Consider the following 17,838-nt stretch of genomic DNA (forward strand, 5'->3'; position numbering starts at 1 on the left):
GGTTTTGTTCGCATCAAAAGCAACTCGCGAAGTATGATTCAAGGCATCGCGATAAGCCAAGGTAGTCTGAGACACCAAACCTTTGTGCTCGGCATTCAGGTTTAGTTTTAGCTTGGCGGTGATTATTTGAGGCATCACTTTCACGAACGCTGAGAAAATTATATCTCGTGAAGATGGCAAAAGCAAGTGGTGTAGCAAAAATTATTTGTTCGCTCATCGACCGCCCCTCACCTTCGGACACATAAAGTCATCGGTTTGGTTCGGGGCGGCTCTCCTGGCTCACGCAAATTCCTCCCGACGCTCGACGCTCACCTGGGTACAGGTAGAGCGCGGGACTCCTTTTGGTTTAGTTGAAGATTTGGTCGAGTTTTTGGAATAGTAAGGGCGATCGCGCTAATGGGATATGTTAGATTGCGGATTCGAGAACTAGCTGAGCAAAGAGGTTGGACGTTCAAAGAAGTTGCCGATCGCTCGGGAGTCAACTACAACACAGTAAAAAGCTACGGGAGGCGCGATGCTTTGAATACAGTCGATCTTTCTGCTGTCTACAAAATTGCCCGCGCCTTCGACGTGACAATGGAAGATTTGGTTGAGGTTTTGGAAGATTGAGGGCGAACCAATGGGGCGAGTTCGACTACAAATTCGAGAGTTGGCAGAAGAAAAGGGCGATCTCGCTAATGGGATACGTTGATTAATGCCGTACTTATCGCCGCAGTTTCTTTACTTGTTCGTAAACCATATAACTACCTTCTATAGCCGATCGCCCGCTATCCCCTAAAATAATTTCTACTCCCTCAATCCAAAATCTAAAATCCAAAATCTAAAATCGAAATGACTCATTCCACCGATATCGTCACCCTCGCCCGCTGGATGGCCGCCGACTTCAGCAACCAAGCCCAAGCCTTTGAAAACCCGCCCTTCTTCGCCCACATCCGCGTGTGCATGAGGCCTTTGCCCGTCGAAGTTCTGGATGGGCTCAGCTTGTACCTAGAACAAGCCTACGATATTGAACTGAATGTACCGTACCGAGTCCGAGTCTTAAAATTAATCCCGGTGGGCGATCGAATCGACATCGAAAATTATGCCATAGAAAACGAAGAACAATTCTACGGCGCTGCCCGCGACCCGCAACGGCTGCAAGAAATCAAAAAAGAACAACTGACACTACTTCCCGGCTGCACCTTTATTACGCAGTGGACGGGCAACAGCTTCAAAGGGTCTGTCGAACCAGGAAAAGGCTGCATGGTGGTCAGAAAGGGCAAAAAAACCTATCTAGACAGCGAATTCGAGATTGACCAAGACAAATTTATTAGCCACGATCGCGGACGTGACCCAGAAACCGACGCCCATGTCTGGGGAGCCCAGGCCGGCCCCTTTGAATTCACCCGCCGGGCCAGTTTCGCCGACGAAATTCAGGTTTAATCAAAAAAAACAGACTCCTTCCTAGGCGAACACGCTTGATTAAAGGTTCAGAATGCACCATAACCTGATACATTAACCCAGTATTGGCAAGCAAGATTCACCGTTGATTTATGAAAGTCCTGGTTATTGGTGGCGATGGCTATTGCGGTTGGGCAACCGCACTCTACCTTTCTAACAAGGGTTACGAAGTTGGCATCCTCGACAGCTTCGTGCGGCGGCACTGGGATCTAGAACTGTGCAGCGACACCCTCACTCCCATCGCACCGATTCAGCAAAGACTCCAGCGATGGCAAGATTTAACGGGCAAGTCGATCGACTTGTTCGTCGGTGACATCACCAACTACGATTTTCTCAGCAAAAGCATGAGAAAATTTGCACCAGAGGCGATCGTCCATTTCGGCGAACAGCGTTCGGCACCTTTCTCAATGATCGATCGCGAACACGCAGTCCTCACTCAAGTCAATAACGTCGTCGGGACACTCAACCTGCTGTACGCCATCCGCGAAGACTTCCCCGACTGTCACCTAGTGAAATTGGGGACAATGGGCGAATACGGCACGCCGAATATTGACATTGAAGAAGGCTACATTACGATCGAACACAACGGCCGCAAGGATACACTACCCTATCCCAAACAACCAGGCAGTTTCTACCACCTGTCAAAAGTCCACGACTCCCACAACATCCATTTTGCTTGCAAAATCTGGGGTTTAAGAGCCACCGACTTAAATCAGGGCGTCGTCTACGGCGTGCTCACAGATGAAACAGGCATGGACGAACTGTTGATCAACCGTTTGGACTACGACGGAGTATTCGGTACAGCCTTGAACAGATTTTGCATCCAAGCTGCGATCGGTCATCCTTTGACGGTTTACGGCACTGGCGGACAAACCCGCAGCTTCTTAGACATTCGGGATACCGTGCGGTGCGTGGAATTGGCGATCGCCAACCCTGCCGAAGCCGGACAATTCCGTGTCTTCAACCAATTCACCGAACAATTCAGCGTCGGCGACTTAGCCTCCTTGGTGCAAAAAGCAGGGATGGCTATGGGATTAAAAGTAGAAATCAACCACCTCGAAAATCCCAGAGTCGAGAAAGAAGAACATTATTTCAATGCCAAAAACACCAATTTGCTAGACCTCGGTTTGCAACCGCACTATCTCTCAGATTCCCTGCTCGATTCTCTGCTGAATTTTGCTACAAAATATCAGCACCGTGTCGATAAAAACCAAATTTTGCCGAAGGTTTCTTGGAAGTAAGTTCGGGCCTCTATCTGCGGGGAAAGAGCTTTTTAACGAACCGCGAAGGCGCGAAGGGCGCGAAGTAAGAGAAAAGAAGGGAAGAGAGGAGAAGGGTTCGCAAGTTCTGAATGGATTTGGCTGTATATTACGATAATCTATCTTTTTTATCTCTTTCTCTGTGTCCTCTGTGTCCTCTGCGGTTAATTAAAAAATTCCATAACGAAGCCCCATTTGCCTCTGGAACAGAAATATTAATTGCCAGAACAGCAAAGGAAATTCACAGAATTAATTGCTTTGCCGAAGGTGTGGGATTGCTTTGAGGCGGGATAATTGTAGGGATAGGAATTCACGGAGTTTGTATGTTGCCCCCAGAAACATCACGAGAGTAATTAGTTGTGGTGAAGCTGCTAACAGAGCCCTACTTAAACCAGGCAAGTAAATGGCCGAAAACAGGTCGTCACATTCTGGCACAATTTGATGAACATACGGTCGTAGTGTACCAAGCCTACCGTCCGGCGATCGGTCATTTTGCCGCGGAAAATGGTTATTTCGGCGGGGAATTCAGCCTGAATCGTATGAGTTGGATTAAGCCAAATTTTCTATGGATGATGTATCGATCGGAATGGGGAACAAAACCCGGACAAGAAGTAATTCTGGCTATTTGGCTGAAGCGCTCGGCTTTTGACGAAATTTTAGCATCTGCTGTCCATTCTAATTTCGTTCCAGCAGTGTATGGAAGCGAAAAAGAATGGCAACAAGCTGTTAAAAATTCGGCTGTACGGCTGCAATGGGACCCGGACCATCACCCAAATGGATCGAAAATGGATCGGCGGGCAATTCAACTCGGTTTGCGCGGCAGTGTTTTAGCTCGTTACGCGCGAGAATGGATTGTTAAAATCGAGGATATTTCCCAATTCGTACAGCAACAGCGTCAATATAATGGAGGCGATAGCACGCAATTACTGACTCCCTGCGAGGCAGTGTATCCTGTCATCGACCCCGACATCTTCCAGAGGCTAGGATTATCATCGGTTTCCTAAACAATTTATTATGAGAATCGCTCTTTTCACTGAAACTTTCCTGCCGAAAATAGACGGCATTGTCACTAGACTGATTCACACTGTAGATCACTTGCAGCGCGCGGGCGAACAAGTTCTGATATTTTCTCCAGATTACGGGATTAAAGAATACAAAGGCGCACGAGTTTACGGTGTGGAGGGTTTGCCTTTGCCGATGTACCCGGAATTGAAAATGGCACTTCCTTCTCCGGCTGTCGGTCGCCAATTAGAGCAGTTTAAACCTGATATTATTCATGTTGTCAATCCCGCTATTTTGGGATTGGGCGGTATATATTACGGGAAAAAGTTCAACATTCCGATTTTGGCTTCTTATCACACGCATTTGCCCAAATATTTGCACCACTACGGTTTTGGAGTCCTCGAACCTTTATTGTGGGAATTGCTCAAAGGTGCTCACAACCAAGCAGAACTGAATTTATGTACTTCTACAGCAATGGTAGAAGAATTGAGAACCCACGGCATTGAGCGGGTAGATTTGTGGCAGCGGGGTGTAGATACTGAAATGTTTGTCCCGGAATTGGCAAGTCGAGAAATGCGATCGCGCCTTTCTGCAAATAACCCAGACAGCCCCCTGCTGCTGTACGTCGGCCGCCTCGGTGCAGAAAAAGAAATCGAACGCATCAAACCAGTCCTCGCAGCGATTCCCGATGCCCGCCTCGCCTTAGTGGGAGACGGCCCGCATCGGCAAACCCTGGAACAATATTTTGCCGGTACACCCACCAATTTTGTCGGCTACCTCAAGGGGCAAGAACTCGCCAGAGCTTACGCATCCGCCGACGCCTTCATTTTTCCCTCCCGCACCGAAACCCTGGGCTTAGTGCTCCTAGAAGCAATGGCTGCGGGGACGCCTGTAGTGGCGGCGCGCAGCGGCGGAATTCCCGATATCGTCACCGACGGTGTTAACGGATATTTATTTGACCCCGCCGACGAAGAAGGAGCACTCGCCGCCACTAAGCGTCTGTTTGCGAATCCCGAAGAACGGGAAACCCTGCGCCACAACGCTCGCCGAGAAGCCGAACGCTGGGGTTGGGCCGCCGCCGCCGCACAACTGCAGCGGTACTATCAATCAGTGGTGTTTGCCGAGTCTATGCCCAGAGCGGCCTAAATGTCAGGATCTGTAGCACCTTTAAACATCGCCGCCAGCTTAGCTTGGCTGTTCGATCGTCAGTTGGTATTGAATAGGGATGTTTTCAAAGACCGATCGAACTTTTTTGCTGCATAAATTACCGTCGTTATCCTGCTGTTTTCGTATAGTAAACGAATTCTTGTAAACTCTTAGAAGATAGCGGTAGACATTGGTAAGCTGTTAGTCATTTAAATTTATTGCCTCAACCCCTTGCAGTATGGGGTCTGGCCCACAAATAGTGCAGTTTGAATGTCGAACAGCTTAGTATGTAATAGGATAGGCTACCGTTTAAAACCAGCGCCGAAGCATCGGACTAAGCGAAAAAGTTTCGTAGTAAGCGTAACGGATCAGCCCCCAAAAGCGTAACGCATTGAATAGCGCTTTCAATATTTTGTTGAAAGCTTTGAGAGATACCTCCCTATTAGGGATCGCTAAAAGCGATGCCTGATCTGCCATACACAGTATATCGAGGCGCAATCCTGGATTTACCGGGTTAAATGTATCTGTTGCGTTTACCATTAAACTATGAGTAAGCTCTGTAGGAATGCCTTGCGCGCTGCTTTCATAGCGCCCTTTACCTGACCGGATACGGTCGCCGAGTGCGCTAAAACTGTCACACCGCGCGCTGGGGCCGAGCACAGAGCGTCAAATCCACACTGCACTCTCGATCGAACTAAAGCCTGTCACCTAATTTTCAGGCCTTCTGTTTTGCGAACTCAAGTTCAGCTTGAATTGACGAACCCTCATCAGTAAGCTGTCGCGCCTTTTAATTGCATATTCAGGGCGGGCGGGACGCCCAACCCCTACTCCCCACAAGAGTTAGATTGTTTTTTGACAGACAATTTAAATGCCGCAACAGCTTATCGAGGTTGGAAAAAAGATCGATCGAGCATACATAACAAGCAAACTGAAGTTGCGTGCGCCACTTTTGAACTCACGATTCATCAAAACGACAAGCGAGTGCCGATGCGCTGGCAAACAAATTCAAGAGTTTGCACCGCCGCCGAATCTAGCGCCGATCGACCTGCGGTCAGTCTACCCCTCTGAGCAAGCAGTTAATCATGACATTCTCCAATACTGGTAGCGTTCTGGCTACACTGACTCAAGTCAATTTTATGGGGGCATTGACCTCCCGTGTTAAGAGCCTGCCAGTTCCTGAATTAGTGTGCCTGCTGGACTTTATCACGGCTGAATTTCAGCAATTTATCCGGGCGATGGACCTGATTAACAATGAAGCACTCGAAAGTCTCTTAGAGCAACTTTTAGATGCCTTCACTGTCAAAATTGGTCAAATTTTGCAAGCAGACCGGACAACTATTTTTTTGGTTGACTCCAACAAAAATCAACTGTGGCACAAAACAGCCGATCCACTTACGGGCGAAGATGTAGAAGTTCGCTTGCCTATGGATGCAGGCATTTTAGGCTACGTAGCAACAACCGGAAAATCGATAAATGTCGCCGAAGCTCGATCGCACGAGTATTTTAATACCGAAGTAGACGAACCACCGGGCTACCAGATCGAGACCATGCTGTGTATGCCGATTTTTAGCAGCAAGAGCCAACAGGAACCCGTGGCGGTGGTCAGACTGTTAAATAAAGCTGGCAAAGTCTCCTTTAGCGAGGAAGACGAACAGCAGTTCCAGGCTTTTGCAGATTCGATCGGGATTATTCTCGAAAGCTGTCAGTCTTTCTACGTCGTGGCCCGCAACCAGCGAGGGGTTGCCGCACTTTTGAGAGCGACCACGACTTTGGGTCAAAGTCTTGACTTGGAAACCACTTTGCGCTCTGTCATGGATCAAGCTCGCGACTTGATGCAGGCCGATCGCAGCACGCTATTTTTGTTAAATCGGGAAACCAACGAACTTTGGACAAAATTAGCTAAGGCTGACGGCACAACGATGATGGAAGTCCGCCTTCCTGCGAATAGGGGAATTGCTGGCTACGTGGCTTCGACTGGTCAACCTCTAAATATTACAGATGCTTACGACGATCCCCGCTTTGATCCCTCTACAGACCAGCAAACGGGATACCGCACTCGGACTGTCTTGTGTATGCCGGTGCATAACGCTAAAGGTGAGCTGATCGGGGTAACTCAGCTAATTAATAAGAACCAAGGTACTTTCACCCCTTCCGACGAAGAGTTTTTGCGAGCGTTTAATTCCCAAGCAGGAATGGCGTTGCAAAATTCTCAACTGTTTCAGAACGTGATGGTGGAAAAGCAGTATCAGAAAGATATGCTGCAAAGTCTTTCTGATGCAGTGATTTCCACTGATTTGAAGGGGCGAGTGGTGACTATCAACGAAGCAGCCCTAGAATTGTTGGGCTGTCCGGTAAATCAAGCTAAAAGCAAACCAAATCCCCAGATTTGGGAAGATAAACTGGTGAATCGCTATGTTTGGGAAGTTGTGCCGATCGAAAATTTGCAATTTCGACTCGAAGACAGTCTCAACAATGCTGCCAGACATTACGTTCCCGAACAAAGTTTAACTGTGGGACTGTTGGTAGAAAAAACGCTCAATTCTCAACAAAAAGAAGAAGAAGAAGAAGAAGAAGAAGAAGAAAGTTATATTTTGGCCGTGCCCGATCGCACTGATCCTAATTTATATTACGCTTGGGGCGAAAACCGCGCGTGGACTGAGGAAGTAGCGCTGGCAGAATTAGCTAATGCCCAATCTCTATTTGCGCTGCGAAATTCTGCCCTGTATCACCCTTATTGTCCGCTGCCCATCCCCGCCGCTCGAATAAAAGTAATTGAACGTAGTTTGAATTTGACTGTCAACCCGCTGCTCAATCCAGAGGGCGGCGTGCGCGGCGGTTTAGTGGTACTCGAAGACATCAGCCACGAAAAGCGGATGAAAAATACGATGTACCGCTACCTGACTCCTGGAGTCGTAGATAAAGTGATGGCCTTGGGTGAAGGCGCCCTGATGGTGGGCGAACGCAAAGAAGTCACTATTTTATTTTCCGACATTCGCGGCTATACCACGCTGACCGAAAATTTGGGAGCGTCCGATGTGGTATCCCTGCTGAACGAATATTTTGAGACGATGGTGGAGGCCGTTTTCCACTACGAAGGCACTTTAGACAAGTTTATCGGCGATGCTTTAATGGCGGTTTTCGGCGCGCCCCTGCCGCTGAATCCTCCGGAAAGTCACGGTTGGATGGCGGTTCAGTCGGCTTTAGATATGCGCCGCCGTTTGAAAGAGTTTAATGATTCTCGCCCCGGTGCAGATCCGTTTCGCTTCGGAATTGGGATTAGTTCGGGAGAGGTGGTTTCGGGAAATATTGGTTCCCAAAAGCGGATGGATTACACGGTAATCGGGGATGCGGTGAATTTGAGTTCGCGCTTGGAACAGCTTACAAAGGAGTACGGCTGCGATATAATTTTGAGCGAATTTACATACAGTTTGTGTCGCGAAGGGATTTGGGTGCGAGAGTTGGACAAGGTGCGGGTTAAGGGAAAAAATCAGCCGGTGGGTATTTACGAGTTGCTGCAAAATAGTTCTGAACCCATTGATGGGGAAACCGTTCGGTTTTTGGAACTTTACAGCAACGGTCGGGATGCTTATATTGCTAGAAATTTTCACAAAGCTATTAATTGTTTTGAAGCGGCTTTAGCTATGCGACCGAACGATCGACCTGTGGAAGTTCACCTCGACCGATCCCTAAGCTATTTGGAAGTACCCCCGCCCGATGATTGGGACGGCGTGCATACTATGACAACCAAGTAGTAGATTATATTACATCCGAGTGCTCAAAAGTAAAAAGATTTGATAAACTTTTGATATATTCCTTATGACAGAGTTAAGAAGTGGAAAAATGTGAAAACATAAATCGGATGCCATATTAAAGTTAGTATTTATTTCCAGGCTAACAATTAAATGAGTTATTTATCTGTTCCGAATGCCACAAAAGCCGATCGGATTCTGGTGGTAGACGACGCACCAGATAATGTTTTGTTGGTTCAGACAATCCTAGAAGAAGAAGGTTACGAAATTAGCACCGCCGAAAACGGCTTTTCTGCCTTGAGTCAAATTGACAAGTCAGCCCCGGATTTGGTACTGCTAGACGTGATGATGCCGGGAATGGATGGTTACGAAGTCACTAAACGAATCCGAGACAATAAGGAATTGCCCTTTATGCCGATTTTGCTGATCACTGCTCACGACAGTGCCAGCGTAGTGCAGGGATTGGACATGGGAGCAGACGATTTCATCCGCAAACCAGTCGAAATGGACGAACTGCTGGCGAGGGTACGATCGCTCCTGCGGCTAAAACACAGCGTAGACGAGCGCAATTCGATCGCCCTCCAGCGCGAAGATTTTGTCTCCAGACTCGCTCACGACTTGCGGACGCCCCTCGTAGCAGCCGATCGAATGCTAAGTTTAATGCAGCAGGGAGCTTTGGGAGAAATTTCGCTTCCCATGCGCGACGCTTTCGGGACGATGGTTCGCAGCAACAAAAACCTGATCGCGATGGTAAATATGCTGCTGGAAGTCTACCGCTACGAAGCAGGCCGCAAATCCCTAAGTTTCGCTCCAGTGGACTTGCGCCAGCTTATTACTGAGGTAGCTGAAGAACTAGCTCCGCTAGCGGATGCTAAAGGTTTGTCGATAAATTTAGACTTGACAGAAAGTGCAGAAAGTGCACCGATTGCGAAGTATCCGGGCGATCGTCTGGAACTGCACCGCTTGCTAACAAATCTCATCGGAAATGCGATTAAATTCACCGACAATGGCTCAATAGATGTCAGCTTAAAAGCTGCCAATTCACCTGCTTATACGAGCTTCAAAAACCAACCGCTGGCATGGGTAATCATAGAAATCAAAGACACCGGCGCCGGCATTTCTCCCACCGAACAAGCAAAGTTATTTGAAAGGTTTAGCTCGGGAACTCACAAGAAATCCAGCACAGGTTTGGGGCTACACCTGTGCCGCCAAATAGTCGAAGCTCACCGCGGCACGATCGAGGTAGAATCAGAGTTGGGCAAAGGCAGTTTGTTTACTATTCGCTTGCCTTGTTAGAACAGTATAATTTACCCTAACTTTGGGGTGCGAAAGGCGCACATTAGTACAGATAAACTGTAATTCTAGGGTGTTCCGTGCGTACCTAATCGAATTAGGGTTAATTTACCATATGTCCTATAATTACTTGGCAACCGAATTTATGGCAATATGTCTAACTGTCCAGTGTGCGGTGCTGAATACAGAGAAGAAAAAGCAGAGTTTTGCTCGATTTGCGGCTGGGATGTGACTCCCTACCCGCAACGTGCTAAGCCTTCCAAAACTTATTTAAAAAAAGAACAAGTTAGATTGCAGTGGGCCAAACAAATGTGGGAATTGACCCGCACTCAACAAAATTGGTCAGCTAAATTTGATGAGTTGCATGGGGAATTGCAGCAAGGTGCGATCGCCCGCACGTACCTGCAATCTCAGTTAGAATGGGTTCTGTACCGCCTCGAACAACTAAACCCCGAATTGATTGTCAGCACTCTACTGCGACTAGAAGACAAAATCGGCGGTATACCTGCCACAACTCCGGCTATTTCCGAAGTGGGGATGGACTACCGCCAACTGACAAAGCTATTAGAAACTGGAAAATGGCGCAAAGCTGATGAACACACTTGGGAAATCTTGCTGCAAATCGCTGTCAGGGAAGACGAAGGCTGGCTGAGTGCAGCCGATATTGACAGTTTTCCTCCTACAGACCTTCGCACGATCGACAAACTTTGGCAACAATACAGCAGCGGGCGGTTCGGGTTGAGCGTGCAGCAGGAGATTTGGGAAAGTACCGAGGCAAATTATACTGAATTTTGCGATCGCGTCGGCTGGCGAGTCAAGGAAAATTGGAAATATTACAGCGAGCTCTCCTTCAACGAAGATGCTCCCCTGGGACATCTCCCCGTCACCGCATGGAGACAGCGCGCCTGTTACGGTGCTGGTAAACTCACCGCAGCAGAAAACTTTGCCCGCATCGCTGCGAAACTCGCAACTGGCGATCGGTAATCATCAAAAAAAAATCAAAATCGACATTAACTGCTATAATCAAAACGGTTTAGCAACTGGGGCTGTGGCTCAGATGGATAGAGCAAGCGCCTCCTGAAGAATCGGGCACCCTGCGAGGAAACTCTAGGAGTGAATGTGGTCAAATTTGGTGAAACCTAAAGAGTTCGTGGGTTCCTATGACTCTAAGGCAATACCAAGCCAAGCCTGAGTTCAGGGCGATTAAACAATCGCCTATATTGAAATCAGGAAGGTTTAGAGACTAGACGGTCACCACCTAAAAGCTGCAAGCATATGGTGAAGGTATAGTCCAGAGAGTGGGGAAACTCACACAAATCTGAAGCGCTAGGCCGCCGGTTCGAACCCGGCCAGTCCCGTTAAAAACCAAGAAAAATTAACAGCAGGAGGGGTAAGCCTAAGTTTTGCCCCTCTTTTTTGCATATCCGCTAACGAATTCGCCCACAGACGAATACTTGGTTGAACACGAGGACTTACGCAGAACCTCTATAGAATCCATCGGAAATCTAAAATCTGAAATCTCAAATCTAAAATCACCTGTTTCAGCCCACCACAAGCGTAGAGTCAATCTAAAATCTAAAATCTAAAATCTAAAATCTATGATCCCCCGACCCTTTTTTAAATTTTAATTTTTAATTCCTGTTAGTGGGCTATACGTGCGGTATTTTTTGCTATGGTTCCTTTGTGAGTTACATAAAATTTTTATAGGTTTAGATGTGGTTAAGAATCAATTCAAACACGCGGCGTTACCAGCCTTTGAATACTTCACGCAGTTTTTGGTTCCTAGTAGGGCTTTTGATGGCGTGCTGGTTTGGCTATCAGCAGGTTAAGAGCGAATTTCAGAGACCCCAAGCTGTGTTAGTTCTAGGTGGGGCTACGGAGCGAGAGGTGTTTGCCGCCAAATTTGCTCTGGATCACCCTGAATTGCCGATTTGGGTGTCGTCTGGCAGCAATCCTGAGTTCGCGGAATGGGTGTTTTCAGAAGCGGGAATTGAGTCCGATCGCGTACACTTAGACTACAGAGCGGTGGATACAGTAACAAATTTTACTACCCTGGTAGATGAATTGAAAGCTAGAGGGATTGAGAGCGTGTATCTGATCACTTCAGACGATCATATGCGGCGAGCTCAGATTATCGGCGAAATCGTACTCGGCAGTCGAGGCATTAGTTTTAAGCCTGTGGCAGTTCCGTCTGGGCGAACCCCCGAACCAATGGAAAAAGCTGTTCGCGACGGCGCTAGGGCTATTCTTTGGCTGACAACCGGTTATACAGGTGCTAACTTCAGCCAAGCCAGAATGGAATAAACAAAGGAAAGCATTGAGCAAGTTTTAATTTTTTTCCATTCCCTCTGGTTTTAAAACTTGTCTCCTCTAGCGATTTAACGAACCGCGAAGACGCTGATGACAAATTCGTAAAAGAAGAGAAGGAGTAGTTTAAAATTAATAGATGAACTTCAAAAGCTAAAGTTAATGACTGAGCAAATTCTGCCGCAAGTTCTGGATAAAATTTTGAGTGACAGCAAAACGCCGGATGCTGTTTTTTCGGCTTTGGTGCCGGCTTTAGGCGAGGTGTTAAATTGCGATCGGGTCTTTCTCTACCTCCGCAATCCTGAAACGCAAAGAGGCAGAGTACCTTACTGCTGGCGTCGCAACTCGAACTTTCCAGAGATTGGGGACGCGGAATGGAAAAAAGAACCGGAATCTTTAGGGGAAGAAGACCCTTTGTTTGCAGCAGCTTTGCGAACTAAACCGTCGATTTTTGTTGAGGATGTTGAGACAGCAAATCCTGAAGTAGTCAACAAAAATTTTGAGGCAAAAGAGTTCGGACATCGAGCTTTGATTCATGCTCACCTTTGTGCTGACGGCTTATTGTGGGGGGTTTTGCAGCCTTGTATGTTCGATCGCCCCAGAGTTTGGACTGACTTCGATCGCCAAGTTATCGCAGCAGTTACAGAAAAAATTTCGCCTTTAGCTGTCGCTTATGTCACCGCCTCAGCATCAAAAGATGAGCGATAAAAATCAATAATTTACCTGTAGGGATCGGGTGGGCAATGAATGAATGTCAACTTAAGACTAAAACCCGGTCTCGATCGGGGTTTTAGCCGGATCTCAATCCCCTTTCCGGGGGAAGAAACACCGTTTCCGGTTCCCCCCTTTTTAAGTTAGGGGGGATCGATGCGCTAATTTTTACACAAAAGTCGGGTACTAAATTTGAGCTAATGGTTCTCACCAATGGTGAGGTGTGCATCGCCCTAGGGATAGACTTAGTGCACAATTCCTGTTTAAAAAACGCCCCAATTTTGGATGCCCCGACTGCTGAAAACCCCTTGAGCCCGACTAATATCATCCTCAGCGCCATCTACTACCACCAAATAATCGCCGGCCCGCAGGCGATCGGTGTAAATTCTCGCTGTTTCTTCGGGAATTCCCAAGTCAGTCAAGGCTTTCACCACTCCACCGAAATTCGCAGCCGCGACGCCAGTGCTTGCTACGGTAGCCACCAGTGAGGCGCCGAAAGTCCCCGCTGCAATCATCGGCCCGATTCCGGGAATAGCTAAACTTCCGAGACCCACTAGGAAGCTGGCTAAAGCACTATTTGTCAGAGTTTCTCCAACCACTGCTGATCCTGTGTCTAGATTTTTCTCGCCCACCTGAGTGCTAGTTTGAGTATCGCCTACAGACTCACCTGCATCCCTAGCAACAACCGAAACTTTATCCATTGGAAACCCGGAAGATTTCAATTCTGTCAGAGCTTGCTCGGCATCTTCGCGGTTAGAAAACAATCCCAACGCGCGGGTTTGATTGCTTGTTACCATATCTTTCTTCTTATCCCCTGTCAAATTAAACTCAAATTCAAGCCTAATTATTGCGCTTGTTTTTCAATCACTTATATTGATATTTTTCGATGTTTATCTTCAGCATTCATCTATCTGTAGATATAACCTGAAAAACCGCAACAAAAGTTATAAAATCAGCGACCCAAATCGTGCATCCCATTAATCTCGATCGCACATCTTTGAGTCAACGCTTGCAACTCCTCGCGATCCGAAGAACCGGGCGCTTCAATTAGCTTGCCAATTCGCACCGTCAGCGGCACCGGACGCGGCATTCCCGAACCTTTCGACGAAATCGCGTGAGTTCCCCACAAACTAACAGGCAACAGCGGCGCTTTTGCCTTAGCAGCTATCAGCGCCGCACCTAATTTCGGTTCAGTAATTCTGCCGTCTGGGGTGCGAGTTCCCTGCAAAAATACACCCGTCGCCCAGCCATTTTCCAAAGAGTTGATAGCCGATCGAATTGCACTGCGATCGGCACTTTCCCGCTTCACTGGATAAGCACCGTAAAGCGTAATTGCCTGCTTCAAAATAGGAACTTTAAATAACTCTTCCTTTGCCATAAATGCGACCGGCCGCCTCATGCAATTAGACAAAATCGGCGGGTCAAAATCGCTGGCGTGATTGCTGACTACCACCAGCGGCCCTTCTGTCGGAACATTTTCTGCACCATAGATGCGGCCCCGAAAGTATAGGTGCAGCATCGGGCTGACAATTGACCATTTGAATAAATAGTAGAGAAGTAAACTTTCGACGGGTTCGCGACTTTTGCTCACAGAAAAACCTTAAATTTTAAATTACATCGAATATTAGCCTATCAGATCGAGTCCGTTTGAGATTATTCGGCGGTTGAAACCGCTTCTTGTCAAACGAAGTCCGCCTGCGCGGACTGAAGAATATAGTCCGCGCAGGCGGACTTTGCTTGTGTAGCGCCAGAATTTATTCTGGCGGACTATTTGCTTGTGTAGCGCCAGAATTTATTCTGGTGAATTCCTGAATTTCAAAACTTTGCAAAGGCTCAATTTCCAGCCAGCATAGCTTTCTGTCCTTCGGAAGAAGTCGCGTAGCCCAAGAAATCCTTAACTGCTTGGCTAGGAGGGTTTTTGTAGGCGTAGTACAACTGCCGTTTGTAAGGATAGTTACCCGCATCCGGCGTCGCACCGTTAACGGGAACAACGCGCACCGTTCTCTGATTGGCTACTTGAGCGAAAGTCGCATAGCCAATGCCGTTGTTGCCTAAAGCTTGCAGCAGGGGAGTTGTAGCATCTCGATCGAGCGTGGTAATATTTGCCGTCGTACCAAACTTGCCACCTCCGAGCACTTGTTCTTTAAACGTTTGGTGAGTGCCACTAACTGCCGGTCTGTTAATTACTTTAATCTGGCCTGCCGGGCCGCCGACTTTCGACCAGTCTTGAACATTTCCCTTGAAGATATCTTGAACTTGAGCGGAGGTTAAACCTGCTTTGAAGGGGTTGTTAATGCCGACTACAGGGGCGATCGTATCTAGGGCAACGGGCACAGCAGCCAAACCCTGACCTTGTTCTTGAGCCGTCAAAGGTCGCGATACCGCTGCAATATCGGCTGTTCCCGCCGCCAAATCCTGAATTCCTTTTTCAGAACCGTTCGCTTTGGTATCGACTCTCGTGCCGGAAAATTTGCCTTGAAAGCCGTTCTTGAGGTTCTGATTGATTGTCACCCTGCTGGTGGAACCGTCGATTCTCACCGCCGTACCCGCAGGAACAGAAGCTGGAAGCGCAAAGGAACTAGCTGCAACAGGCGAAGCGCCGCCAACTACGGGTGCGACGGGAAGTGGGACGCCATCGCCTGCAGGTGTGGGAGTGGGGGGATTGTTACTAACATCTTGCGATGCTGGTTTGTTGAGAAAAAAGAACCAACCGCCACCGGCTAGCAAGAGAAATAACAGGATAAAAACTATGGGGGGAGGCCCGCTCTTAGCCATAAAATTGTCCTTAGCTGGGAAGTTCTTTGTTGTTGGAGTCGTCTAACATTTGTAGCCTGCGATTAACTTCATCGTCTAAGGTCATATTGTCTAATTCTGCCTGAAGTCTTTCTTGGGGATTCTCAGAGAGTTCTGCTAAAGCTTGCTGTTGGAGGTGGCGGCCGTGGACGGCGTTTTTGGCTTGCTCAAATTGCGATCGAGCTGAATCTATACTGAGGTCGTTGTTGACTTTGGATATGGCTCCGAGGGCTTCGTTAATCTCGGCCATATCTTTCATATTTTGCATATCGGTTTTGTAGGCTTCCAGCTTCATCCGTTCTCGATTTAGCTTGTCTTTGGAAGCGTTGACGTATTGTTCGGCTTGTTTTACTTGGGATTCTAATTGCGGCAGGATTTGTTCTGTCTGAATTACCTTCGCCATTGCCAAGCGGGCTGCTTCTTCGTTGCCGTTGCGCTGGGCTGTGATGGCTTGGCGCTCTACGGTTTGCATTTCCCTAACTTTTTCTTCATATTTAGTTTTGGCGCGCTGGTAGGCTGCAACTTGGGTGGAGACTGCTACTGCTAGCTTTTGCACTGATTCTTGCATCGATCGCAGTGACTCTTCGGCTACCGCCACCGACACCTGGCCGCCGGATTCCACGGGCAGTCCCCACATCCAGTTCCACGCACCTACTATGGTTCTGCCTGCCTTGTCGCCCATCAACCAGTAAAGGACTTTTTTCATATAAACATCCAGATAAGCTTGGTTTTTACGCCTAGTCTACATCAGGATTTGGCGATCGCCCCGTCAGGTCGATCGATTTCTCGATTTTTGATTAACTAACAGCCGGGAAGTCCCTCGGTATATTTAGAGGGGACGCATCTGAGCGCTGCGCGAAGTACCCCGAATAAATTACGCCCGCGTGATGGAAAGAAGCGTCGGATGTCGCGGACGGAAGCCGACAACTAGATTTTGCGAAAACCTTAACTTTTAAAATACGTTCTAAATATTGTAGTAGGAAAATGGTATATTAAAGTAGGTCGAAAAAAGAAGTTTTTTATGCAACTCACATATAAGTACCGCCTCAAGCCAACCAAGCCCCAACTAGCAACAATTGCTACTCATCTAGAACTCTGTCGTAGGCAGTACAACTACCGTCTGGGCGAAAGATTTAGGTGGTGGGAGTCCACGAGAACACCTATCAACGCCTGTCCTTTAATTGTTTCTATAGTCCCGATTGAGGAAATTTATCAAGATATCCCCTTAACTAGGGTGCAAACTAGGGACGGCAGAAAAAAGGATGAGTCAGGCAATCCTTTGACCAGGAAAGGTGACGTTTTCTCGAACATTGAAGGCGGATATGTACAGTGGCAAACCATACAATTGGCTGACCTAAAAAACACAAAAAAGCTATTTCCTGATTACAAAGTGTTAGATTCTCAGGTTTTGCAAGATGTCGTCAACAGAGTGGAAACTTCTTTCTCAAACTTTACCACGCCCGACAAAAATGGCAATCGTAGAGGTAAGCCCAGATTCAAAGGGCTTCATTACTACAAATCTTTCACTTATCCTCAACTAGACAATCTTGATATTGTTAAGGACGAGCCAGATAGAATTTGTATTAGCCTCGCAAAAATAGGTAAGCGTGCCTATGGTTTTCCATCGTCCAATACCAACAGGATTCAAGGTTAAGACGGGTACAGTTATCCCAGAAGCGGATGGGTGGTATATTTCCTTGACGCTAGAAGATAAAACAGTTCCCGTAACGGTTGCAGAAATTCAGCCGACGGTCGAAAATACTATTGGTATCGATCTGGGGATCACTAATTACGCTGATCTTTCTAATGGTGAAAGAGTTGAGAATCCTAGATTCTTGAGGAAGTCGACCCAGAAATTAGCAAGGCTTCAAGCGAAGTTAGCTAATAGAGTTAAAGGTTCCAAGCCTTGGAAAATCATCAAGGACAAGATTTCCCAACTCCATCAGTTCGTAGCTAGAGCTAGATTAGATTTTCAGTTTAAAACTGCACATGAGCTATTCGGTAAATGTGATGTTTTAGTTGTTGAAGATTTGAGTGTCAAAAATTTAACTAGACGTGCCCAGCCCAAGACTGATGTTGAAAATGGTAATTTGGTTTATTTGCCGAACGGTCAGTCAGCTAAAAGTGGCTTGAATAAA

General features: G+C 47.4%; 17 protein-coding genes. 13 read left to right on the plus strand and 4 right to left on the minus strand.

The features are described 5' to 3' along the window. The first annotated feature begins 396 nt into the window (after positions 1–396). The 11 genes from QUB12_RS33615 (at position 397) to QUB12_RS33665 (ending at position 12,904) form a co-directional block, all read left to right on the plus strand. The gene (locus tag QUB12_RS33615; RefSeq protein ID WP_333139226.1) at positions 397–609 is read left to right on the plus strand and encodes a helix-turn-helix transcriptional regulator; all 213 of its coding nucleotides are present in this window, start codon (positions 397–399) and stop codon (positions 607–609) included. Positions 610–831: 222 nt separating this feature from the next. Next, positions 832–1,422 carry a chromophore lyase CpcT/CpeT gene (locus QUB12_RS33620; RefSeq protein WP_333139228.1) on the plus strand — a complete coding sequence of 197 codons (591 nt, stop codon included), beginning with the start codon at positions 832–834 and terminating at the stop codon, positions 1,420–1,422. Between the two features lie 110 nt (positions 1,423–1,532). Then, the gene (locus QUB12_RS33625; RefSeq protein ID WP_333139230.1) at positions 1,533–2,681 is read left to right on the plus strand and encodes an NAD-dependent epimerase/dehydratase family protein; all 1,149 of its coding nucleotides are present in this window, start codon (positions 1,533–1,535) and stop codon (positions 2,679–2,681) included. A 377-nt stretch (positions 2,682–3,058) separates the two neighbouring features. Further along, positions 3,059–3,703 carry a DUF4291 domain-containing protein gene (locus tag QUB12_RS33630; protein ID WP_333310519.1) on the plus strand — a complete coding sequence of 215 codons (645 nt, stop codon included), beginning with the start codon at positions 3,059–3,061 and terminating at the stop codon, positions 3,701–3,703. A gap of 10 nt (positions 3,704–3,713) precedes the next feature. After that, complete coding sequence (locus tag QUB12_RS33635) at positions 3,714–4,847, plus strand: glycosyltransferase (RefSeq protein ID WP_333310521.1); 1,134 nt, start codon at positions 3,714–3,716, stop codon at positions 4,845–4,847. 852 nt (positions 4,848–5,699) lie between these two features. After that, positions 5,700–5,915: a hypothetical protein gene (locus QUB12_RS33640; protein WP_333310523.1), complete on the plus strand. Its 216-nt coding sequence runs from the start codon at positions 5,700–5,702 to the stop codon at positions 5,913–5,915. Between the two features lie 14 nt (positions 5,916–5,929). Beyond that, positions 5,930–8,599, plus strand: a complete 2,670-nt coding sequence (locus tag QUB12_RS33645) for a GAF domain-containing protein (RefSeq protein WP_333310524.1) — start codon at positions 5,930–5,932, stop codon at positions 8,597–8,599. Positions 8,600–8,749: 150 nt separating this feature from the next. Next, a complete protein-coding gene (locus QUB12_RS33650) occupies positions 8,750–9,892 on the plus strand; it encodes a hybrid sensor histidine kinase/response regulator (protein WP_333310526.1) in 1,143 nt (380 codons plus the stop codon). A 150-nt stretch (positions 9,893–10,042) separates the two neighbouring features. After that, on the plus strand, positions 10,043–10,873 hold the full coding sequence (locus tag QUB12_RS33655) for a GUN4 domain-containing protein (protein ID WP_333310528.1): 831 nt from the start codon (positions 10,043–10,045) through the stop codon (positions 10,871–10,873). Between the two features lie 729 nt (positions 10,874–11,602). Then, positions 11,603–12,193, plus strand: coding sequence for a YdcF family protein (locus QUB12_RS33660; protein ID WP_333139243.1), 591 nt, complete (start codon positions 11,603–11,605; stop codon positions 12,191–12,193). Between the two features lie 165 nt (positions 12,194–12,358). Continuing rightward, complete coding sequence (locus QUB12_RS33665) at positions 12,359–12,904, plus strand: GAF domain-containing protein (protein ID WP_333139245.1); 546 nt, start codon at positions 12,359–12,361, stop codon at positions 12,902–12,904. A 266-nt stretch (positions 12,905–13,170) separates the two neighbouring features. Here QUB12_RS33665 and QUB12_RS33670 read toward each other — a convergent pair whose 3' ends face one another. The 4 genes from QUB12_RS33670 to QUB12_RS33685 all read right to left on the minus strand — a co-directional run bounded on the left by QUB12_RS33670 (position 13,171) and on the right by QUB12_RS33685 (position 16,406). After that, positions 13,171–13,704, minus strand: a complete 534-nt coding sequence (locus QUB12_RS33670; protein WP_333139247.1) for a hypothetical protein — start codon at positions 13,702–13,704, stop codon at positions 13,171–13,173. 155 nt (positions 13,705–13,859) lie between these two features. After that, positions 13,860–14,498 carry a lysophospholipid acyltransferase family protein gene (locus QUB12_RS33675; protein WP_333139249.1) on the minus strand — a complete coding sequence of 213 codons (639 nt, stop codon included), beginning with the start codon at positions 14,496–14,498 and terminating at the stop codon, positions 13,860–13,862. 242 nt (positions 14,499–14,740) lie between these two features. Then, positions 14,741–15,682 carry a phosphate ABC transporter substrate-binding protein gene (locus QUB12_RS33680; protein WP_333139251.1) on the minus strand — a complete coding sequence of 314 codons (942 nt, stop codon included), beginning with the start codon at positions 15,680–15,682 and terminating at the stop codon, positions 14,741–14,743. Between the two features lie 10 nt (positions 15,683–15,692). Continuing rightward, positions 15,693–16,406, minus strand: a complete 714-nt coding sequence (locus tag QUB12_RS33685) for a PspA/IM30 family protein (protein WP_333139252.1) — start codon at positions 16,404–16,406, stop codon at positions 15,693–15,695. Positions 16,407–16,721: 315 nt separating this feature from the next. On the opposite strand from QUB12_RS33685, the gene QUB12_RS33690 reads away from it, so the two are divergent. Then, the gene (locus tag QUB12_RS33690; RefSeq protein ID WP_333139254.1) at positions 16,722–17,354 is read left to right on the plus strand and encodes a helix-turn-helix domain-containing protein; all 633 of its coding nucleotides are present in this window, start codon (positions 16,722–16,724) and stop codon (positions 17,352–17,354) included. Next, a partial coding sequence (locus tag QUB12_RS33695) for a transposase (protein ID WP_333310529.1) occupies positions 17,314–17,838 on the plus strand: 525 nt, incomplete at its 3' end. The genes QUB12_RS33690 and QUB12_RS33695, both read left to right, overlap by 41 nt.

The sequence above is a fragment of the Microcoleus sp. B7-D4 genome (genome assembly GCF_036705125.1).
Classification (GTDB): domain Bacteria; phylum Cyanobacteriota; class Cyanobacteriia; order Cyanobacteriales; family Microcoleaceae; genus Microcoleus.